The 17,827-nt window shown below is 63.5% G+C and carries 17 protein-coding genes and 2 pseudogenes; 14 read left to right on the top strand and 5 right to left on the bottom strand.

Going from position 1 to position 17,827, the window contains the following annotated elements:
• The 6 genes and pseudogenes from HV796_RS26310 to ptsP form a co-directional block, all read left to right on the top strand.
• Positions 1-403 (top strand): annotated as a pseudogene (locus tag HV796_RS26310) (ammonium transporter); the annotation flags it as partial.
• A gap of 224 nt (positions 404-627) precedes the next feature.
• Positions 628-1,917, top strand: a complete 1,290-nt coding sequence (gene gshA, locus HV796_RS26305) for a glutamate--cysteine ligase (RefSeq protein WP_175229423.1) — start codon at positions 628-630, stop codon at positions 1,915-1,917.
• An 82-nt stretch (positions 1,918-1,999) separates the two neighbouring features.
• The gene (gshB, locus tag HV796_RS26300) at positions 2,000-2,956 is read left to right on the top strand and encodes a glutathione synthase (protein ID WP_175229422.1); all 957 of its coding nucleotides are present in this window, start codon (positions 2,000-2,002) and stop codon (positions 2,954-2,956) included.
• Positions 2,957-3,246: 290 nt separating this feature from the next.
• Positions 3,247-3,735 carry a PTS sugar transporter subunit IIA gene (locus HV796_RS26295; protein WP_175229421.1) on the top strand — a complete coding sequence of 163 codons (489 nt, stop codon included), beginning with the start codon at positions 3,247-3,249 and terminating at the stop codon, positions 3,733-3,735.
• A gap of 76 nt (positions 3,736-3,811) precedes the next feature.
• Complete coding sequence (locus HV796_RS26290; RefSeq protein WP_175229420.1) at positions 3,812-4,081, top strand: HPr family phosphocarrier protein; 270 nt, start codon at positions 3,812-3,814, stop codon at positions 4,079-4,081.
• 313 nt (positions 4,082-4,394) lie between these two features.
• Positions 4,395-6,149: a phosphoenolpyruvate--protein phosphotransferase gene (gene ptsP / locus HV796_RS26285; protein WP_175229419.1), complete on the top strand. Its 1,755-nt coding sequence runs from the start codon at positions 4,395-4,397 to the stop codon at positions 6,147-6,149.
• A gap of 131 nt (positions 6,150-6,280) precedes the next feature.
• On the opposite strand, the gene HV796_RS26280 is transcribed toward ptsP, so the two are convergent.
• From HV796_RS26280 to gpmA, 3 genes are all read right to left on the bottom strand, one after another.
• Entirely contained in the window at positions 6,281-7,033 is a 753-nt protein-coding gene (locus HV796_RS26280) for a HesA/MoeB/ThiF family protein (protein ID WP_175229418.1), read from the bottom strand.
• Positions 7,034-7,234: 201 nt separating this feature from the next.
• Positions 7,235-8,833 carry a S41 family peptidase gene (locus HV796_RS26275; protein ID WP_175229417.1) on the bottom strand — a complete coding sequence of 533 codons (1,599 nt, stop codon included), beginning with the start codon at positions 8,831-8,833 and terminating at the stop codon, positions 7,235-7,237.
• Between the two features lie 352 nt (positions 8,834-9,185).
• The gene (gpmA, locus tag HV796_RS26270; protein ID WP_175229416.1) at positions 9,186-9,932 is read right to left on the bottom strand and encodes a 2,3-diphosphoglycerate-dependent phosphoglycerate mutase; all 747 of its coding nucleotides are present in this window, start codon (positions 9,930-9,932) and stop codon (positions 9,186-9,188) included.
• Between the two features lie 150 nt (positions 9,933-10,082).
• On the opposite strand from gpmA, the gene HV796_RS26265 reads away from it, so the two are divergent.
• From HV796_RS26265 to HV796_RS26245, 5 genes are all read left to right on the top strand, one after another.
• Entirely contained in the window at positions 10,083-10,508 is a 426-nt protein-coding gene (locus HV796_RS26265) for a rhodanese-like domain-containing protein (RefSeq protein WP_175229415.1), read from the top strand.
• On the top strand, positions 10,505-10,765 hold the full coding sequence (gene grxC, locus HV796_RS26260; RefSeq protein ID WP_175229414.1) for a glutaredoxin 3: 261 nt from the start codon (positions 10,505-10,507) through the stop codon (positions 10,763-10,765). The genes HV796_RS26265 and grxC overlap by 4 nt, the downstream gene beginning before the upstream one ends.
• Before the next feature lie 199 nt (positions 10,766-10,964).
• On the top strand, positions 10,965-11,438 hold the full coding sequence (gene secB, locus HV796_RS26255; RefSeq protein ID WP_175229413.1) for a protein-export chaperone SecB: 474 nt from the start codon (positions 10,965-10,967) through the stop codon (positions 11,436-11,438).
• A gap of 22 nt (positions 11,439-11,460) precedes the next feature.
• Positions 11,461-12,459, top strand: coding sequence for an NAD(P)H-dependent glycerol-3-phosphate dehydrogenase (locus HV796_RS26250; RefSeq protein WP_175229412.1), 999 nt, complete (start codon positions 11,461-11,463; stop codon positions 12,457-12,459).
• A gap of 121 nt (positions 12,460-12,580) precedes the next feature.
• Positions 12,581-13,135: an O-acetyl-ADP-ribose deacetylase gene (locus HV796_RS26245; RefSeq protein WP_175229411.1), complete on the top strand. Its 555-nt coding sequence runs from the start codon at positions 12,581-12,583 to the stop codon at positions 13,133-13,135.
• Here the strand turns inward: HV796_RS26245 and trmL are convergent.
• A complete protein-coding gene (trmL, locus tag HV796_RS26240) occupies positions 13,108-13,578 on the bottom strand; it encodes a tRNA (uridine(34)/cytosine(34)/5-carboxymethylaminomethyluridine(34)-2'-O)-methyltransferase TrmL (RefSeq protein WP_175229410.1) in 471 nt (156 codons plus the stop codon). The genes HV796_RS26245 and trmL overlap by 28 nt on opposite strands.
• A gap of 18 nt (positions 13,579-13,596) precedes the next feature.
• Positions 13,597-14,298: a ComF family protein gene (locus tag HV796_RS26235; RefSeq protein WP_343052983.1), complete on the bottom strand. Its 702-nt coding sequence runs from the start codon at positions 14,296-14,298 to the stop codon at positions 13,597-13,599.
• A 238-nt stretch (positions 14,299-14,536) separates the two neighbouring features.
• Between HV796_RS26235 and HV796_RS26230 the strand changes: the two genes are divergently transcribed.
• The 3 genes and pseudogenes from HV796_RS26230 to coxB form a co-directional block, all read left to right on the top strand.
• The gene (locus HV796_RS26230) at positions 14,537-15,505 is read left to right on the top strand and encodes a methyltransferase domain-containing protein (protein ID WP_175229408.1); all 969 of its coding nucleotides are present in this window, start codon (positions 14,537-14,539) and stop codon (positions 15,503-15,505) included.
• Positions 15,506-15,801: 296 nt separating this feature from the next.
• Complete coding sequence (locus HV796_RS26225) at positions 15,802-16,275, top strand: DUF2244 domain-containing protein (RefSeq protein WP_175229407.1); 474 nt, start codon at positions 15,802-15,804, stop codon at positions 16,273-16,275.
• Positions 16,276-16,411: 136 nt separating this feature from the next.
• Positions 16,412-17,716 (top strand): annotated as a pseudogene (coxB, locus tag HV796_RS26220) (cytochrome c oxidase subunit II); the annotation flags it as partial.
• Positions 17,717-17,827: the final 111 nt, after the last annotated feature.

Raw genomic sequence — 17,827 nt, 5'->3', positions numbered from 1 at the left:
GGGCGCGGTCGCGGGTCTGGTCGCGATTACGCCGGCCTCGGGCTTCGTCGGTGTCGCCGGCGCGCTGGTCATCGGCCTGCTGGCCGGTGCGATCTGCTTCTGGTCGGCCACCTGGCTCAAGCACAAGCTCGGCTACGACGATTCGCTCGACGCGTTCGGCGTGCACTGCATCGGCGGTATCGTCGGCGCGATCCTGACCGGCGTGTTCGCGGTCAAGGATATCAGCGGCCTCGACGCGAGCGTGATGCTGCAGGTCAAGGGCGTGCTGACGACCATCGTCTACAGCGGCGTGGTCAGCTTTGTCCTGCTGAAGGTGATCGATATGGTGATGGGCCTGCGCGTGACCGAAGACGAAGAGCGCGAAGGTCTCGACGTGATCCTGCACGGCGAACACGTCGAATAAAGGAGCAAAGCGGTTTCACCCGTACCCGTTGTGTAAGCGCAGCAACCCGGCCCGCCTTACGGCGGGCTTTTTTCTTCCCGTGCCATCTCGTAAACGGTGGATTTTGCTCGATTTTTCGGTAGCTTAAAGAATAGTTTCGCGCGTGCCTTGCGGTTGGAGAAAGCGTCCCCAGATGGGCGTAGCGTTTGCTCTACAATCGTCCTTCTCCAGTCTGTGAGTGATCAATGGTTCCGCATCTAGTTACGGCGTTAAACGGTCCACTGCTCGACCTCGAGCGGAAGATCCTCGACGCGACCCCCGCCATCGAGCGCTGGTTCCGGCTCGAATGGCAGGAGCACACGCCGCCGTTCTACTGCTCGGTCGATCTGCGCAACGCCGGCTTCAAGCTGGCGCCTGTCGATACGAACCTCTTTCCGGGCGCGTTCAACAACCTGCCGGTCGAAGTGCTGCCGCTCGCGGTTCAGGCCGCGATGGCGTCGATCGAAAAAATCTGCCCGGATGCAAAGAACCTGCTGGTGATCCCGGAGCGCCATACGCGCAACGCGTTTTACCTCGAAAACGTCGCCCGGCTCGCGACGATCATGCGGCAGGCGGGTCTGAACGTGCGCTTCGGCACGCTCGACGAGTCGATCGGCGGCCCGGTCACGATCCCACTGTCCGACGGCCAGAAGATCGTGCTCGAACCGCTCGAGCGTTCACCACGTCGCCTCGGCGTGAAAAATTTCGATCCGTGCTCGATTCTGATCAACAACGATCTGTCCGGCGGCATTCCGCCGGTGCTCGAGAATCTGCACGAGCAGTATCTGCTGCCGCCGCTGCATGCCGGCTGGGCGGTGCGGCGCAAGTCGACGCACTTCTCGTGCTATGACGACGTCGCAAAGAAGTTTTCGAAGATGGTCGAGATCGACCCGTGGATGATCAATCCGTACTTCGCGCACGTCGAAGGCGTGGATTTTGAAGCGCGAACTGGCGAAGAAGCGCTCGCGGATGCGATCGACGGCGTGCTGAAAAAGATCGCGAAGAAATATCGCGAGTACGGTATCTCCGAGAAGCCTTACGTCGTGATCAAGTCGGATGCGGGCACATACGGCATGAGTGTGATGACCGTGCACGACGCGTCCGAAGTCGCCGCGCTGACCAAGCGTGAACGCACGAAGATGGCTGCGACGAAAGAGGGCCTTGAAGTGCACGACATGCTCGTGCAGGAAGGCGTCTACACGTTTGAACGAATTGGCGAAGAAGTCGCCGAGCCGGTTGTCTACATGATCGACCGATATGTGGTCGGCGGTTTCTACCGCGCGCACGGCAGCCGGGAGCGCGACCAGAACCTGAATGCGCCGGGGATGCATTTCGTGCCACTCGGCTTCGAGCACACTGCGCTGCCCGATGCGCAGGCGAAGCCAGGCGCGGCGCCGCCAAACCGGTTTTACATGTATGGTGTCGTCGCGCGGCTGGGTTTGCTTGCCGCGTCGCTGGAACTCGAGCGGACCGATCCGGAAGCGATCCAGGTCTGACGCGTTGCGGCGGTCGAACCGTTTCTCGTGACGGTGAAGTGCAACGATCAACGCAAGCCCGCGTGGGCGCATCAGGTATTCCATGGACATTCTCTTTATCGCCGACCCGCTTTCCCGCTTCAAGATTTACAAGGACACGACGTACGCGATGATGGCCGAGGCCGCGCGCCGCGGGCACACGTTGTACACGTGCGAACCGCGCCATCTGGCGTGGACGGGCGGGGCGGTCGAGGCGAGCGCGCAGCGCTTCGAGATGGTCGGCGACATGGCGGATAGTCACCGCGAGACGTGGTTCATGCCACAGGAAGCCGCGCCGCGCGCGTTGACGAGCTTCGGCGCGGTGTTGATGCGTAAGGACCCACCGTTCGATATGGAGTACGTGACGTCGACGTGGCTGCTTGAACTCGCGGAGCGTGCGGGCGCGCGCGTTTTCAACAAGCCGCAGGCGATTCGCGACCATTCGGAGAAACTCGCGATCGGCGAATTCCCGCAGTTCGTCGCGCCGACGCTCGTGACGCGCGATCCGGCTCGTCTGCGCGCGTTTCACGCGGAGCATGGAGACGTGATCCTCAAACCGCTTGACGGCATGGGCGGCATGGGTGTGTTCCGCGTGAAGCCCGACGGCATGAACCTCGGTTCGATCGTCGAAATGCTCAGTCATGACGGCGCGCGGACCGTGATGGCGCAGAAGTTCATCCCTGAGATCAAGGACGGTGACAAGCGCATTCTGCTGATCGGCGGCGAGCCCGTGCCGTATTCGCTCGCGCGCATTCCACAGGGCAGTGAGGTACGCGGCAACCTGGCCGCGGGCGGCCTGGGCGTGGCGCAACCGCTGACGCCGCGTGACCGGGAGATTGCCGATACGCTCGCGCCGGTGCTGGCCGCGCGCGGCCTGTTGCTGGTGGGTCTCGATGCGATCGGTGACTGGCTGACCGAAGTGAATGTGACGAGCCCGACGTGCTTCCGCGAGATCATGGATCAGACCGGTTTCGACGTGGCGGCCATGTTCATCGATGCATTGGAGCACGCGATCGGCTAACGCACCGTTGCTCGGCGCGGGGTGGCCGCCGCCGCAACGCGTATTGGTGCGTGAGCGTCCCCGCCGCGCCGGGAGTGTGCGCGCCATGCGAGCGCGAATCGTCCGAAGGCGCGAAAATGACACTGTTACAATGCCCGCTCGCGCTTTGACCCGCGTATTCCCCGCAAGCGTTCCGGCCCCTTTCCCGGGACTGGGGCACGTCGTCAGGACACGCAAGGTCGGCCGAGGAGCCGGTGTATACCACCGCCTCCGGGCCACGATAGCGGGTCGTTTCCTGTAGCAAGGCTGACATGGCAGGCATTCTGATCATCGCGCACGCTCCGTTCGCCACCGCGCTACGCGAGTGTGTCGCGCACATATATGGCGGCTTGCCCGCCCGCATCGGCGTGATCGACGTCACGCCCGATTGCGATCCCGCGCAGATCGTCGCGCTCGCGCATAGCGAGGTCGAGCGTCTGAAAGAAGACAACGGCGCGCTCGTGATGACCGATATGTTCGGCGCGACGCCGTCGAACATCGCGGGACGGCTCGCAACGCTGCCGGACGTGCGGGTCGTTGCAGGCGTCAACTTGCCGATGCTGGTGCGCGCCGTATGCTACCGTGCTACGCCGCTCGATACGCTCGTCGACAAAGCGCTTGCGGGTGCAACGAAAGGCATCCATGCGGTCGGCCCGGCAATGCCCCCGCCGGTCGCGCCGATTGCGAGCGACGCGGACTGCATGCCCGCGCTACCGCCCGATAGCGCGCTTGACGCGAGCAGCAAGGCGAACGGCCGATAAGCGTGGTCCGCCCGCCTGCCGCAGTGCTCGCGCCGGCAACACCAACAACTTCAACAACCGCTTTTCGGATGATCAGATGCTGCAACAGGAAACGACAATCGTGAACAAGCTGGGTCTGCACGCGCGCGCGTCGGCCAAGCTGACGCAACTGGCCGCGAACTTTCAGTGCGAGATCTGGATGAGCCGCAACGGCAGACGTATCAACGCGAAGAGCATCATGGGCGTGATGATGCTGGCGGCGGGCATCGGCAGCACGGTGCTGATCGAAACGGAAGGCAGCGACGAGCAAGAAGCGATGGATGCGCTGTTGAAGCTGATCGCCGATAAATTCGGCGAAGGGCAATAGCGGGACGCGGCGTTGTGTCCGATGTGAAAAACGCCGCGGCTGTGCCGCGGCGTTTTGTTTTGGGCATAAGCGTTTTGCAAGCGGGTTTTACAAGCGTCAGCCCTGCGCGACAGGATTCGGCGATGATCGGGTTGATCGGCGTAAGCGGCCGACGGTTCTTTCATTTCATCAATGCAGCATTGTTGCGTTCGATGGGAAGCATTTCTGCTGCAGCGCACAGCGCGCGCGCATGCCGCGGAATCTATAATCGTGGGCGGGGTCTGAGAGCACTGCAGCGGTTTGCCGCGGCATTACACAACTAGAGGAGGTGCGCGTGTCGTTCACGCTGCATGGAATTCCCGTGTCACGCGGTATTGCCATCGGGCGGGCCTATCTGATCGCCCCGGCCGCACTCGACGTCGACCACTATCTGATCGAACCCGCCGAAATCGAAGGCGAGATCGAACGTTTTCGCTCAGCCCAACGCGTCGTCACTCAGGAACTCGATGCATTGCGCGCCGATCTGGCCGCCGATGCGCCGACCGAAATGAGCGCGTTTATCGACGTCCATTCGATGATCCTGAACGACGCGATGCTTGTCCAGGAAACGTTCGATCTGATCCGCACGCGCCGTTACAACGTCGAGTGGGCGCTGACCGAGCAGCTCGAGCGACTGTCGCGCCATTTCGATGAAGTCGATGACGAATACCTGCGCGAGCGCAAGGCCGATATCGAACAGGTGGTCGAGCGCGTGCTGAAGGCGCTGGCCGGCGCATCGGTGAATCTCGCGCATAACGTGCATGGCGCATGCGACGAGATGATCGTCGTTGCGCACGATATCGCGCCGGCCGACATGATGCAGTTCAAGACGCAGACGTTCCAGGGTTTCGTCACCGATCTCGGCGGCCGTACGTCGCACACCGCGATCGTCGCGCGCAGCCTCGGCATTCCCGCGGCGGTCGGCGTGCAACAGGCGAGCGCGCTGATTCGCCAGGACGATCTGATCATCGTCGATGGCGACCATGGCATCGTGATCGTCGATCCCGCGCCGATCGTCCTCGAAGAATATTCGTACCGGCAAAGCGAAAAGGCGCTCGAGCAGCGCAAGCTGCAGCGGCTCAAGTTCTCGCCAACCAAGACGCTGTGCGGCACGCATATCGAGCTGTGCGCGAACATCGAGTTGCCGGACGACGCGCGCGCCGCGATCGACGCCGGTGCGACCGGTGTCGGCCTTTTCCGTACCGAGTTCCTGTTCATGAACCAGAAGGCCGGTCGGCTGCCGGAAGAGGAAGAGCAGTTCGATGCCTATCGCCGCGCGGTCGAGCTGATGAACGGCATGCCGGTGACGATCCGCACGATCGACGTCGGCGCGGACAAGCCGCTCGATTCGATGGGCAGCACCGGTGATGGCTATGAGACCGCGCCGAACCCTGCGCTCGGGCTGCGCGCGATCCGCTGGAGCTTGTCCGAGCCGCAGATGTTTCTGACGCAGCTGCGTGCGATTCTGCGCGCGTCGGCGTTCGGCTGCGTGAAGATTCTGATCCCGATGCTCGCACACGCGCAGGAAATCGATCAGACGCTCGATCTGATTCGTGAAGCGAAACGTCAGCTCGACGACGCCGGGCTCGCGTATGACCCAGCCGTACGGGTTGGCGCAATGATCGAAATACCCGCGGCGGCGATCGCGCTACCGCTCTTTCTGAAGCGGCTGGACTTTCTTTCGATCGGCACGAACGATTTGATTCAATACACGCTCGCGATCGATCGTGCGGACAACGCGGTCGCGCATCTGTACGATCCGCTGCATCCGGCCGTGCTGCATCTGATCGCGTTCACGCTGCGCGAGGCGAAGCGGGCCGGCGTGCCGGTTTCGGTGTGCGGTGAAATGGCGGGCGATCCGCTGCTGACACGCCTGTTCCTCGGCATGGGGCTCACTGAGTTCTCGATGCATCCGAGCCAGTTGCTGCTTGTGAAGCAGGAGATTCTCCGTTCGAATCTGAAGACGCTCGAGAAGCCGGTTGCCGACGTGCTGGCGGCGTTTGAGCCGGGCGAACTCGAGGCGGCGCTCAAGCGGGTAGCGCAGGCCTGATTGAGCGTTCGGCGCGCACGTTGGCGCGCGCCGTGGTGGGCCGCTGCCGCGCGCTGCGGGCCGCGCGGTTGGCCGCGGCTGCCCTCAATTGCCGCAATGGCCGCAATGGCCTATGCGCGCGCTGCGCCCGATCAATGGCGCTCGCCGCACACCGGGCAATCTGGCTGTCGCGCGATGCGCATTGTGGTCCATTCCATTCGCAGCGAATCGAGCATCATCAGGCGGCCGACCAGCGGTGTGCCGATGGCTGCGATCACACGCAGCGCCTCGGCTGCCTGCATCGCGCCGATGATGCCGACCGTCGGCGCGAACACGCCCATCGTTGAGCACGCGACTTCCTCGAATGGCTGATCTTCCGGAAACACGCATGCGTAGCAGGGCGACGCCTCGTCATGGAAATCGAATGTACTGATCTGGCCGTCAAAGCGTAACGCGGCACCGGACACCAGCGGCACGCGGTGCGCGACGCATGCACGATTGATCGCGTGACGCGTGGCGAAGTTGTCGGTGCAGTCGAGCACGATGGTCGCGGATGACACCGCACCGTCGAGCCACGCGTCGTCGACGCGTTCGGTGACGGCGTCCACCTTGACATCCGGATTGAGCCGCGCAATCGCATCGCGTCCCGATTCCACCTTGCTGCGACCGACCGATGCGGTGACATGCAGAATTTGCCGCTGCAGGTTGGTCAGATCGACGGTGTCGGCATCGACCAGCGTGAGGTGTCCGACGCCTGCCGCCGCCAGATACATCGCGGCCGGGGAGCCAAGCCCGCCCGCGCCGACGACGATTGCGTGCGCATCGAGAAAACGTTGCTGAGCCTCAATGCCGAGTTCGTCGACAAGGATATGGCGGGAATAGCGAAGGAGTTGATCGTCGTTCATGGCGGGGCGCGTCGCATTACGAGGCCGCCGTATGCTTTTATTCTTCAAGCAGGGATCCGCACGGCGGCGGAGCGAAAGGCGGCGATGTCTTATTCTAGCCGCGCGCGGGATAAGTACTTCGACGCTTTGAGAGACCTTGAAAGCATCAGGGGTCTTCGCGGCGTGTCGCCGTGAAGACCCCGAAGACCCGCGAGACGAGCGTTACTTGCTGCTCGACGACGTCGCAGCCGACGCCGGCACCGGTGCCGCGGCACCCGGACCCGACGCGCCCGGCGTCACCGGCAGCGCCGGCTTCACCGCGACCGGTGCGGAGGCGGACTGCGCAGGCTTGTTCTGCGCGAGACGGCGCTCCATTGCCGACTTCGACTCGATCACCGGCTTGCCTTCCATCTTGTTGAGCGCCTGCTGCAGCATGAAGTCGTCGTTCGAGCCGAACTCGACCGGCTTGCGGTCACGATCTTTCTGACGCTGCTCCGGCGTCTTCTTGTCGTTCTGCTCTTCAAGCAGACGCAACTGGTCCATGCGTTCCTGTTCGCGCTGCTCCTGTTCCTTCTTCTCGTTCGGATCCTGCGTGTTCGCCAGGTGGTTCGAGTAGTCGACCTCACGCGTGACGAGCGCGTCGTCCGGATCGCCGTCCGCGTACTGATCGACCGCGATGTCCGGGCGGATGCCCTTGTTCTGGATCGAACGGCCGCTCGGCGTGTAGTAGTACGCGGTGGTCAGCCGCAGCGCGGTGTCGGCGGTCATCGGACGAACCGTCTGCACCGAGCCCTTGCCAAACGTCGTCTTGCCGACGATCAGCGCGCGATGCTGGTCCTGCAGCGCACCGGCGACGATCTCCGACGCCGAGGCCGAGTAGGCGTTGGTCAGCACGATCATCGGCACGGTCTTGAAGATCGGCGGCAGACCCTTTAACGGATCGCCGTCGAACGACGACAGGCGGTAGTTATCGTAGGTGTCGCGATAAACCTGCTTCGAATCCGGAATCTGGCCGTTGGTCGATACCACCACCGAATCCGGCGGCAGGAACGCGCCCGCGACGCCGACCGCGCTTTGCAGCAGACCGCCGCCGTTGTTGCGCAGATCCAGGATCAGGCCCTTCAGGTTCGGCTGCTGATGCGCGATATCTTCCAGCGCCGCGGCGAGGTCGGGCACCGTGCGTTCCTGGAAGCTCGTAATACGGACGTAGGCGTAACCCGGCGCGAGGATCTTCGCCTTCACACTCTTCACTTTGATGATGGCGCGCGTGACCGTGAGCGGGAATGTCCGGTCATCGGTCTTGCGGAAGATCGTCAGCGTGACCTTGGTGCCGGGGTCGCCGCGCATCTGCTTGACGGCCTTGTCGAGCGTCATGCCGCGCACCGGCTTGTCGTTGATGCGGGTGATCAGATCGCCCGGACGGATGCCGGCGCGGAACGCCGGGGTGTCCTCAATCGGCGAGATCACCTTGATCAGGCCGTCTTCCTGCGAGATTTCGATGCCGAGGCCCGCGAAACGGCCCTTGGTCTGTTCCTGCAATTCTTCGTAATCAGTCTTGTCGAGGTACGAAGAGTGCGGATCGAGGCTCGATACCATGCCCTTGATCGCGGCCGTCAGAAGCTTCTTGTCGTCGACCGGTTCCACATATTCGTGCTTGATCTGACCGAAGACTTCGGCGAAAAGCCGCAATTGGTCGAGCGGCAGCGGACTGGACGCGGGAACGGGAGTTTGCTGGGCCGAGGCGGAAAGTTGCAAAGTTGCAAAAACGCCGGTAGCAAGGCCCGCGGCGATCAGGCCGATAGTTTTCAGGTTCTTTCGCATAGAGTCTGTTGCGGTCGGAAGCGCGTGGCAGCGTGAAGGGTAAGGACGGACAAGTATAACTTCTCGACGCCGGTGCGGCCGTTTGGACGGTTGACCCGGCTTCGACAAGATCAGGACAGCGAGGTTCTTCGGATCGTCGTGGTGGGCAGCGAATAGTGTATGTGCGGTAACCGACGCGCGGTGGTGTATCGGCACGCTTTCAGATTTTCGCTTTCGTCTGTCAGCGGGGCAACCTGCGCGCCGGTGGCCAGCCTGCGGCCCGCCGGCGCACCGGGTGACTTCGCGTGTGCGCCGGTGCGGGCGGGCTTTTTTGCCGGGCGCCAGCCAGCCGGCGCCGGCACACTGCGGTCAATCAACCCGCTTTCCCCTGCCTGGCGACGGCCGCCTGCGCTTTCGCGATCGCGTCCGGATCACCCAGATAGTAATGCTTGATGGGTTTCAGCGCTGCGTCGAGTTCGTAGACCAGCGGCACACCGTTCGGGATGTTCAGCCCGACGATGTCCTTGTCGGAGATGTCGTCCAGATATTTGACGAGCGCGCGAATCGAATTGCCGTGTGCGGCGATCAGCACGTTGCGGCCCGATTTCACGGCCGGCGCGATCGATTCGTTCCAGATGGGCATCACCCGCGCGACCGTGTCTTTCAGGCATTCGGTCAGCGGCAGCTGTTCGCGCGGCACTTTCGCATAGCGCGGGTCGTTGTACGATGCGCGCGGGTCGTTCGCCTCGAGCGCCGGCGGCGGCGTGTCGTAGCTGCGGCGCCAGATCAGCACCTGTTCGTCACCGTACTTCGCGGCTGTCTCGGCCTTGTTCAGACCCGCGAGCGCGCCGTAGTGGCGCTCATTGAGTCGCCACGAATGGACCACGGGCAGGTACATCAGGTCCATCTGGTCCTGCACGTGCCAGAGCGTGCGGATCGCGCGCTTGAGCACCGACGTGTACGCGATGTCGAACGTGTAGCCGGACTCCTTGAGCAGGTCGCCCGCCTGCCTTGCCTCGCGGATACCCTGTTCGGTCAGGTCGACGTCGACCCAGCCGGTGAAGCGGTTTTCCTGGTTCCAGGTCGATTCGCCGTGGCGGATGAGAACGAGTTTGTGCATGTGTGTTGCCGGTCGGTAGTAAGGAAGCGGTAATGCCAGGCGCGAGCCGCGATATTCTGGCGCTCGCCATCGGGACAGGTGATTATTTTATAATGGCCGGATTGCCCTTTTTTATTTCTCCCCTTTTCTTACTTTTCCGGCGGATTTTCCGTGACGTTTTTCACCGATTACACGAACCTTGTCCTGATCGCGATCGCCCTCATCTCCGGGGCGTTGCTCCTGTGGCCGGTGATCGCCCGCCGCGGCCGCGGCGGCCTGTCCGCGGCGGAGGCGACGCAGTTGATCAATCGTCGCAATGCTGTGGTTGTTGACCTGCGTGCCGCAGCAGAGTTCGCGAATGGCCACCTGCCGTCGGCGCGCCACGTGGAGTTCGCGGAACTGCAGGCAAAGGTCGGTCAACTGGTGAAGAACAAGAGCAACCCGGTGCTGCTGGTGTGCCCGACCGGCCAGCATTCGAACAAGGCCGCACGTATCGTGCGTGATGCGGGCTACGCCGAAGTCCATGTACTTGAAGGCGGTGTCAACGCCTGGCAGCAAGCCGGCATGCCGGTTGTGAAACAAGGAGCAGTGAAGTGAACAAAGTGATCATGTACAGCACGCAAGTGTGCCCGTATTGCCAGATGGCCGAGCGTCTACTGAAGTCGCGCGGCGTCGAGCATGTCGAGAAAGTGCTGATCGACAAGGACCCGACCCGACGCGCGGAAATGATGACCCGCACCGGGCGCCGTACGGTGCCGCAGGTGTTCATCGGCGAAACGCACGTCGGCGGCTACGACGACCTGTCCGCGCTCGATCGCGCGGGCGGCCTCGCGCCGCTGCTCGAAGTGGCCTGACCCATTCGCTTGTAAAGTCGACGGCGCCGCGCAGCGTCAGTCGAATCGCATTGCCGCCTATCGGCCATCCACGCGGGCATCACCGGTATCCCATACCGGAGCGATTGCCACCGATTGCCGGGCGAGCACACCAGCCAATGCCTATAATCCGGCGGGCCTCGACGGCCCGCCGCAACGTACCGAGAGGGAGCACCGAATCATGTCCGACGAGAATAACCAGCCGTTCTTCAACATCCAGCGCATTTACCTGAAGGACATGTCGCTCGAGCAGCCGAATTCGCCGGCCATCTTTCTCGAACAGGAAATGCCGTCGGTCGAGGTCGAAGTCGACGTGAAGGCTGAGCGGCTGGCTGATACGGTGTTCGAGATTCTCGTCACCGGCACCGTCACCGCGAAGGTGAACGACAAGGTGGCGTTCCTGATCGAAGCGAAGCAGGCGGGCATTTTCGACATTCGGAACATTCCGCCCGAGCAGATCGATCCGCTCGTCGGCATCGCCTGTCCGACCATTCTGTTTCCGTACCTGCGCTCGAACATTGCCGATGCAATCACGCGCGCCGGCTTCCCGCCGATCCACCTCGCGGAAATCAACTTTCAGGCGCTCTATGAACAGCGTCTCGCGCAACTCGCATCGCAAAACGGCGGTGGCGCGCAAAGCGGCGCAACCCACTGACACGCTGCATACGGTGCCGGTCATGAAAGTCGCTGTTCTCGGCGCCGGCGCATGGGGCACCGCGCTCGCCGGTCATCTGGCGTCGCTGCACGAGACGGTGCTGTGGGCGCGCGATAACGCGCTCGTCGCCGAGCTTGCGTCGACACATGAAAACGCCCGCTATCTGGCGGGCGTTGCTTTGCCGGCTGCGCTTCGCTACGAAGCGGATCTGACGGCGGCACTCGACCACGCGCTCGCCGACGACGCGCTGTGTGTCGTGGCGACGCCAGTCGCCGGCCTGCGTCCGCTCTTCCGTGCGATGCACGACGCGCAGCGGGTGCCCGCGCACGTGGTCTGGCTATGCAAGGGCTTCGAGGCGGATACGCAGTTGCTGCCGCATCAGGTCGTCGCGCAGGAACTGGCCGGACATCCGAGCAATGGGGTGCTGTCGGGACCGAGTTTTGCGCGCGAAGTGGGCCAGAACCTGCCGGTTGCGCTGACTGTCGCGAGTGCGTCGGCCACCTGCCGCGAACGCACGCTGGCCGCGTTTCACCACGGCGCGATGCGCATCTATACCGGCGACGACGTGGTCGGCGTCGAAGTGGGCGGTGCGGTAAAGAACGTGCTGGCCATTGCGACCGGCATCGGCGACGGTTTGGGGCTCGGGCTCAACGCGCGCGCTGCACTGATCACGCGCGGACTGGCCGAAATGACGCGACTGGGCGTGACGCTCGGCGGCCGCGCCGAGACTTTCATGGGCCTCGCCGGCCTTGGCGATCTGATCCTGACCGCTACCGGCGATTTGTCACGCAACCGCACGGTCGGCATGCAGCTAGCGGCCGGCCGCTCGCTTGCCGATATTCTTGGCGCGCTCGGTCATGTGGCGGAAGGCGTGCGTTGTGCGCAAGCCGTGTTAGCCATCGCGCGCGCGCATTCGATTGAAATGCCGATCACGCAGGCCGTATGCGCGGTGCTATTCGACGGCGTCGCGCCACGCGACGCGGTGAGCGCATTGCTGCGTCGCGACGCAAAAGCCGAATAGGCGCCGGCCGCCCGGCCCGTGAGCGCAAGCGCCGGGCCTGAACTCGCAACGAACGGCGAGCGCCTGCGGCTGTCCCATCTTCATATCGGCGCCCATCGTCGCATCGAATCCGGAGGTTGCCATGCTTACCATCGGTCATTGCACGCTCGAAGCACAAGTTGCCGACATTACGACACTCGACGTCGATGCGATCGTCAATGCGGCGAATATGTCGTTGCTGGGCGGGGGCGGCGTGGATGGCGCGATTCATCGCGCGGCGGGCCGCGAGCTATTGCGTGAATGCGAAACGCTCGGCGGCTGCGCAACCGGCGACGCGAAAATCACGCGCGGTTACCGGCTGCCCGCGAGACACGTGATTCACGCGGTCGGACCGGTGTGGCACGGCGGAGCGCGCGGCGAGGCGGGACTGCTCGCGTCGTGCTACCGGCGCTCGCTCGAGCTCGCACAACAGGCGCACCTCAGGAGCATCGCCTTTCCGGCGATCAGTTGCGGCGTCTACCACTACCCGCCTGACGACGCGGTGCACATCGCCTTCGCCACGGTGATCGACACACTGCCACACGCAAGTGGCATTGAGCGTGTGGTCTTCGCGTGCTTCGACGACGCGATGTTCGACCGCTATGAACGCGAACTCGCGGCGCGACGTGATCAGGCGCCGCCTTCGAAACCCGCCTGACGCCACGCCTCGAACACGACCACCGCAACCGTATTCGACAGATTCAGACTCCGGTTGCCCGGCCGCATCGGCAAGCGTACGCGCTGCGCGGCGGCGAAGCGGCTCAGCACCGCATCGGACAGACCGCGCGTTTCCGCGCCGAACACGAACCAGTCGCCGGGCATGAAGGCATGCGAATGAAACGGACTCGAGCCGCGTGTCGTGAATGCGAACATCCTCGCCGGCTCGGGCGTTTCAGCGGCGACGAACGCATCCCAGTTGCGATGCACGTGCATGTTCGCGTATTCGTGATAGTCGAGCCCTGCGCGCCGCATTTTCGCGTCGTCGAGCGGGAAACCGAGCGGTTCGATCAGATGCAGCCGCGCGCCGGTATTGGCGCACAGGCGGATCACGTTGCCGGTATTCGGGGGAATTTCCGGTTCGACAAGAACGACATTGAACATATCAGGCAATCACCAGAACTAGTGTTTCGGCGTACGCAGCACAACGAAATTCGTCACGCGTCGCGCGCCGGCCGCCTTCAGCGTGCGGGCAAGGGCTTCGAGCGTGGCGCCGGTCGTCATCACGTCGTCGACGAGTGCGACGTGCAGACCGTGCAACGGCTTCGTCACAGCGAATGCGCGGCCGACGTTTTGCCGGCGCGCGTTCAGATCGAGCGTCGACTGCGGCGCGGTCTCGACGACACGGCGAATCAGCGTCGCGTCTGCCGGTACGCGCAGCGCCTTTGCGAAGGGCCGCGCGATTTCCCACGCCTGGTTGTAGCCGCGTTCGACGAGCCGCCCGGACGCAAGCGGGACCGGCGCAATGATGTCCGGGAGAGGCGTGAGATCGGGCGCGTCAGCGGCGAGCGCGGCAAGACGTGTCGCAAACTCGCGCGCCAGCATCAGACGAGCGCGAAACTTCAGACCAAGCGCCAACGCATCGAGCGGCGCGCGATAGTCGGCGAGCGCGAAGGTCGCATCGAACGGAGGCGGCTCGGCGCGACAGGCCGCGCATTGATAGCGCGCGGCACCGGCGCGCCGTGACGAACCTGTCAACGGAAACGCGCAGATCGCGCAGCGCAGGCGCGCTTCGTTCCAGTACGCGGCGTCGCAGCCGTCACACAGCGTGTTATGCGACATATTGCCGCATAACGCGCACAGGTTGGGGAGCAAGCACTGCACCAGCTGTGGCCAGACCTGCTTCGACCAGCGAATGAACCGATCTGACGACGGCAACATCGATCTCAAAAACGACAGCGCACCCAACCCCGACCTTGCACGACGCAAGGTACGACGAATCGACGCTGAAAATAGCCGCAAAAGAGGCATGATGTGCATGAATCGCCGCCTGGCAAGCCGCCGACGCTGAACGGATGGAAGCGAGCGAGTATACTTCGCACTCTTCGTCAGTACGACTCCCATGTCCCCGTCATCAAGCCAATCCAGCCGTCCGGCCTATGATTCGCGACGCCTGAGGCGGATTTTCGATCGCCGTGCGGCGACCTTCAGCGAGGTCGCGTTCCTGCCGCGCGAAATCGCGCAGCGCATGCGCGAACGGCTCGATTACATCAAGGTGGCACCTGCGCACGTGCTCGACGCGGGTTGCGGCGCGGGCGACGATCTGCCGGTGCTGCGTCAGCGTTTTCCGGAGGCGCCCGTCTTCGGCACGGACCTGTCGTGGCAGATGCTCGCGCGCGCGGTGCATCACGATGTCGGCGACACGAGCTGGCGCCGCTTCCTGCCGGCCGCGCTCGGCAAGGCGCTCGGTGCGCGCGGCCCGCGTTTCGCACAGGCGGACTTCGCGGCACTGCCGTTCGCCGCTAACGCGTTCGACCTGATCTGGTCGAATCTGGCGCTGCATTGGCATTCGCGCCCCGATCTCGTCTTCCCGGAATGGCAGCGCGTGCTCAAGGTCGGTGGCCTGCTGATGTTCAGCACGCTCGGCCCCGACACGCTCAAGGAATTGCGCGGCGCGTACGCGCAAGTCGAAGCCGCGCATGGGGAGCAGTCGCGTGCGCATGTGATCGATTTCGTGGATATGCACGATCTCGGCGACATGCTGGTCGCAAGCGGTTTCGAGATTCCGGTGATGGACCAGGAGACGTTGACGATCACCTATCAATCGCCGCAGTCGCTGTTGACGGATGTGCGCCGTTGGGGCGCTTTCCCGTTCGAACGCGCGGCGGCATCATCGGGCGTGCCGGCCCGGCGCCTGCACCATGCGTTGCTGGCGGCGCTCGAAGCGCGCCGGCGCACGGATGGCACGATCCCGCTGACCTTCGAGGTGATCTACGGCCATGCATGGAAGGCCGTGCCGCGGACCACCGCGGAAGGACACGGCATCGTGCGCATCGAGGACATCGGACGCGGTCCTTCAAGGAACCATTGACGAAAACGACGCTAAAGAGGAGAACACGTGAAACCGTTATGTCTGGAATCAGGCCGGTAAAAAAAGACCTGTGCAGAGTGCGGCAAAACGGCGCAGAGGCTTGTCGCATATGGCTTACAGGCCGATAGACGCTTGCTTGTGGATGCCATAGAACCCGCCTATAATGCGTCAGTTTGTCGCCCGGGGGTCCCCGCATTGGTGCGGCAGGCGCAACGCGAGGCAGAGGGTCAGTGGCGGATAAATAGCGCAGCGACGCCGCCGGGCATGGGGCGACGGGCAGTACGCGGGAGGCAGCGATGGAAGCAACCGATCTGCTGACAAGTTCTGAACCGGTCGTGAAAGACTGGCTGATGAAGCGCAACTGCGCGGTGTCGCCGCGGCAGTTCGTCTGGTTTTACATGTCGCTCGCGTCCTTCTCGCTGGTTATCGCTTTCATGCTGGTCCTGTGCGGCGCATGGCTGGTGCTGCCGTTTACCGGCATCGAGTTGTTGGCGGTCGCGGTTGCTTTTGCGATGTATGCGCGGCATGCGGTCGATTACGAACGCGTCAGGCTTTATCCGAACCGGCTCGTCATCGAACAGGTCAGCGCGGAAGATGTCACGCAGTTCGAGTTCAATCCGCGCTGGGTGCGGGTCGAACCGGGAGCAACGCCGCGCGATCGGATCAAGCTGGTCGCGCGTGGCGAGACGATCATGATTGGGCAGCACCTTGCGCAGTATCGGCGTGCCGAATTCGCGAATGAACTGCGCAGGTGGCTCAGACAGTGTTGACGGGTGTCACGCGAGCGATCAGCGAGTCGACGCGCGATGAGCGGGCGGGACGGCCCTATCGCGCGCATTCTGACGAACACTGAACCGCGCCTTCAGGGGGGTGCGGTACAGCCTTCCAGCGGGGTCGAGGGTTTGAATGGAAATTTTGGGTAAGGAAGCTATGAAAACAATCAAGCGAGCCCTGACGGGCGTGCTGGCGTGTAGCGGGCTGCTCTTCGCCGGCGCCGCCCTTGCAGTCGGCGACAGTCCGGGCGGCCCCCGCGTCAACCAGATCAACCTTCAGCCACCCGTGACGAAGATCGCTGAAGAGCTCTACAACCTGCACATGTCCATGCTGGTCCTCTGTACGGTGATCTTCGTCGCCGTGTTCGGGGTGATGTTCTACTCGGTGTTCGCGCACCGCAAATCGAAAGGCCATAAGGCCGCCAACTTCCACGAAAGCACCACGGTCGAAATCATCTGGACGATTGTCCCGTTCATCATCGTCGTGCTGATGGCGTTGCCGGCCACGCGGACCGTAGTGGCGATGAAGGACACGTCGAACGCGGACCTCACGATCAAGGTGACCGGCTACCAGTGGAAGTGGGGCTACGACTACGTGAAGGGCCCGGGCGAAGGCATCAGCTTCCTTTCAACGCTCTCTACCCCGCGTGCCCAGGTGGACGGCAGGGAACCGATCACCGATACCTATCTGCAGGAAGTCGACAATCCGCTGGTCGTGCCGGTCAACAAGAAGGTTCGCATTATCACCACCGCTGATGACGTCGTGCACTCGTGGTTTGTGCCCGCGTTCGGCGTGAAGCAGGACGCGATTCCGGGCTTCGTACGCGATACCTGGTTCAAGGCCGAGAAGGTCGGCACGTTCCGCGGCTTCTGTACCGAGCTGTGCGGCAAGGAACACGCGTTCATGCCGGTTGTCGTCGAAGTGTTGTCGGATGAAGACTACGCAAAGTGGGTCGACAACGAGAAGAAGAAACTGGCCGCCGGCGCGGACGATCCGAACCGCACGTACACGCTGACCGAACTGAGCGAGCGCGGCGCGAAGGTCTACGCGGCGAATTGCGCGGTGTGCCACCAGCCGACCGGCAAGGGCGTGGGCCAGTTCCCGGCGCTCGACGGCAGCAAGATCGTCAACGGTCCTATCGCTCAGCACGTCAGCATCGTGCTGCACGGCAAGGGTGCGATGCCGTCGTGGGCGCCGACGCTGAACAACGTCGAGATCGCGTCGGTCATCACGTTCGAGCGCAACGCGTGGGGCAACCATACCGGCGATATCTTGCAGCCGATGCAGGTCGCGGATGCGCGCAACGGCAAGCTGCCCGAAGGCGGCGATCATCTGGCCGGCGCGGCCGCGGCGGGTGCGAGCGACGCCGCAGCGGCGGGCAGCGCCGCGGCAGGCGCCTCGGACGCTGCCGGCGCGTCGGCGGCGACGCCGGCATCGGGTGCACAATGAAGCCAAAAAACATCATGGGCGGCGTCGCGAGCGAAGCCCTGCGTATTGAATCAGCCCTGCGGCCTGACGCTTCGCCGTCAGCCGAGCAGTATTCGTTTT

This window comes from Paraburkholderia humisilvae (assembly GCF_902859855.1).
Classification (GTDB): domain Bacteria; phylum Pseudomonadota; class Gammaproteobacteria; order Burkholderiales; family Burkholderiaceae; genus Paraburkholderia; species Paraburkholderia humisilvae.
This window is presented reverse-complemented; position numbering and strand designations above follow the sequence as displayed.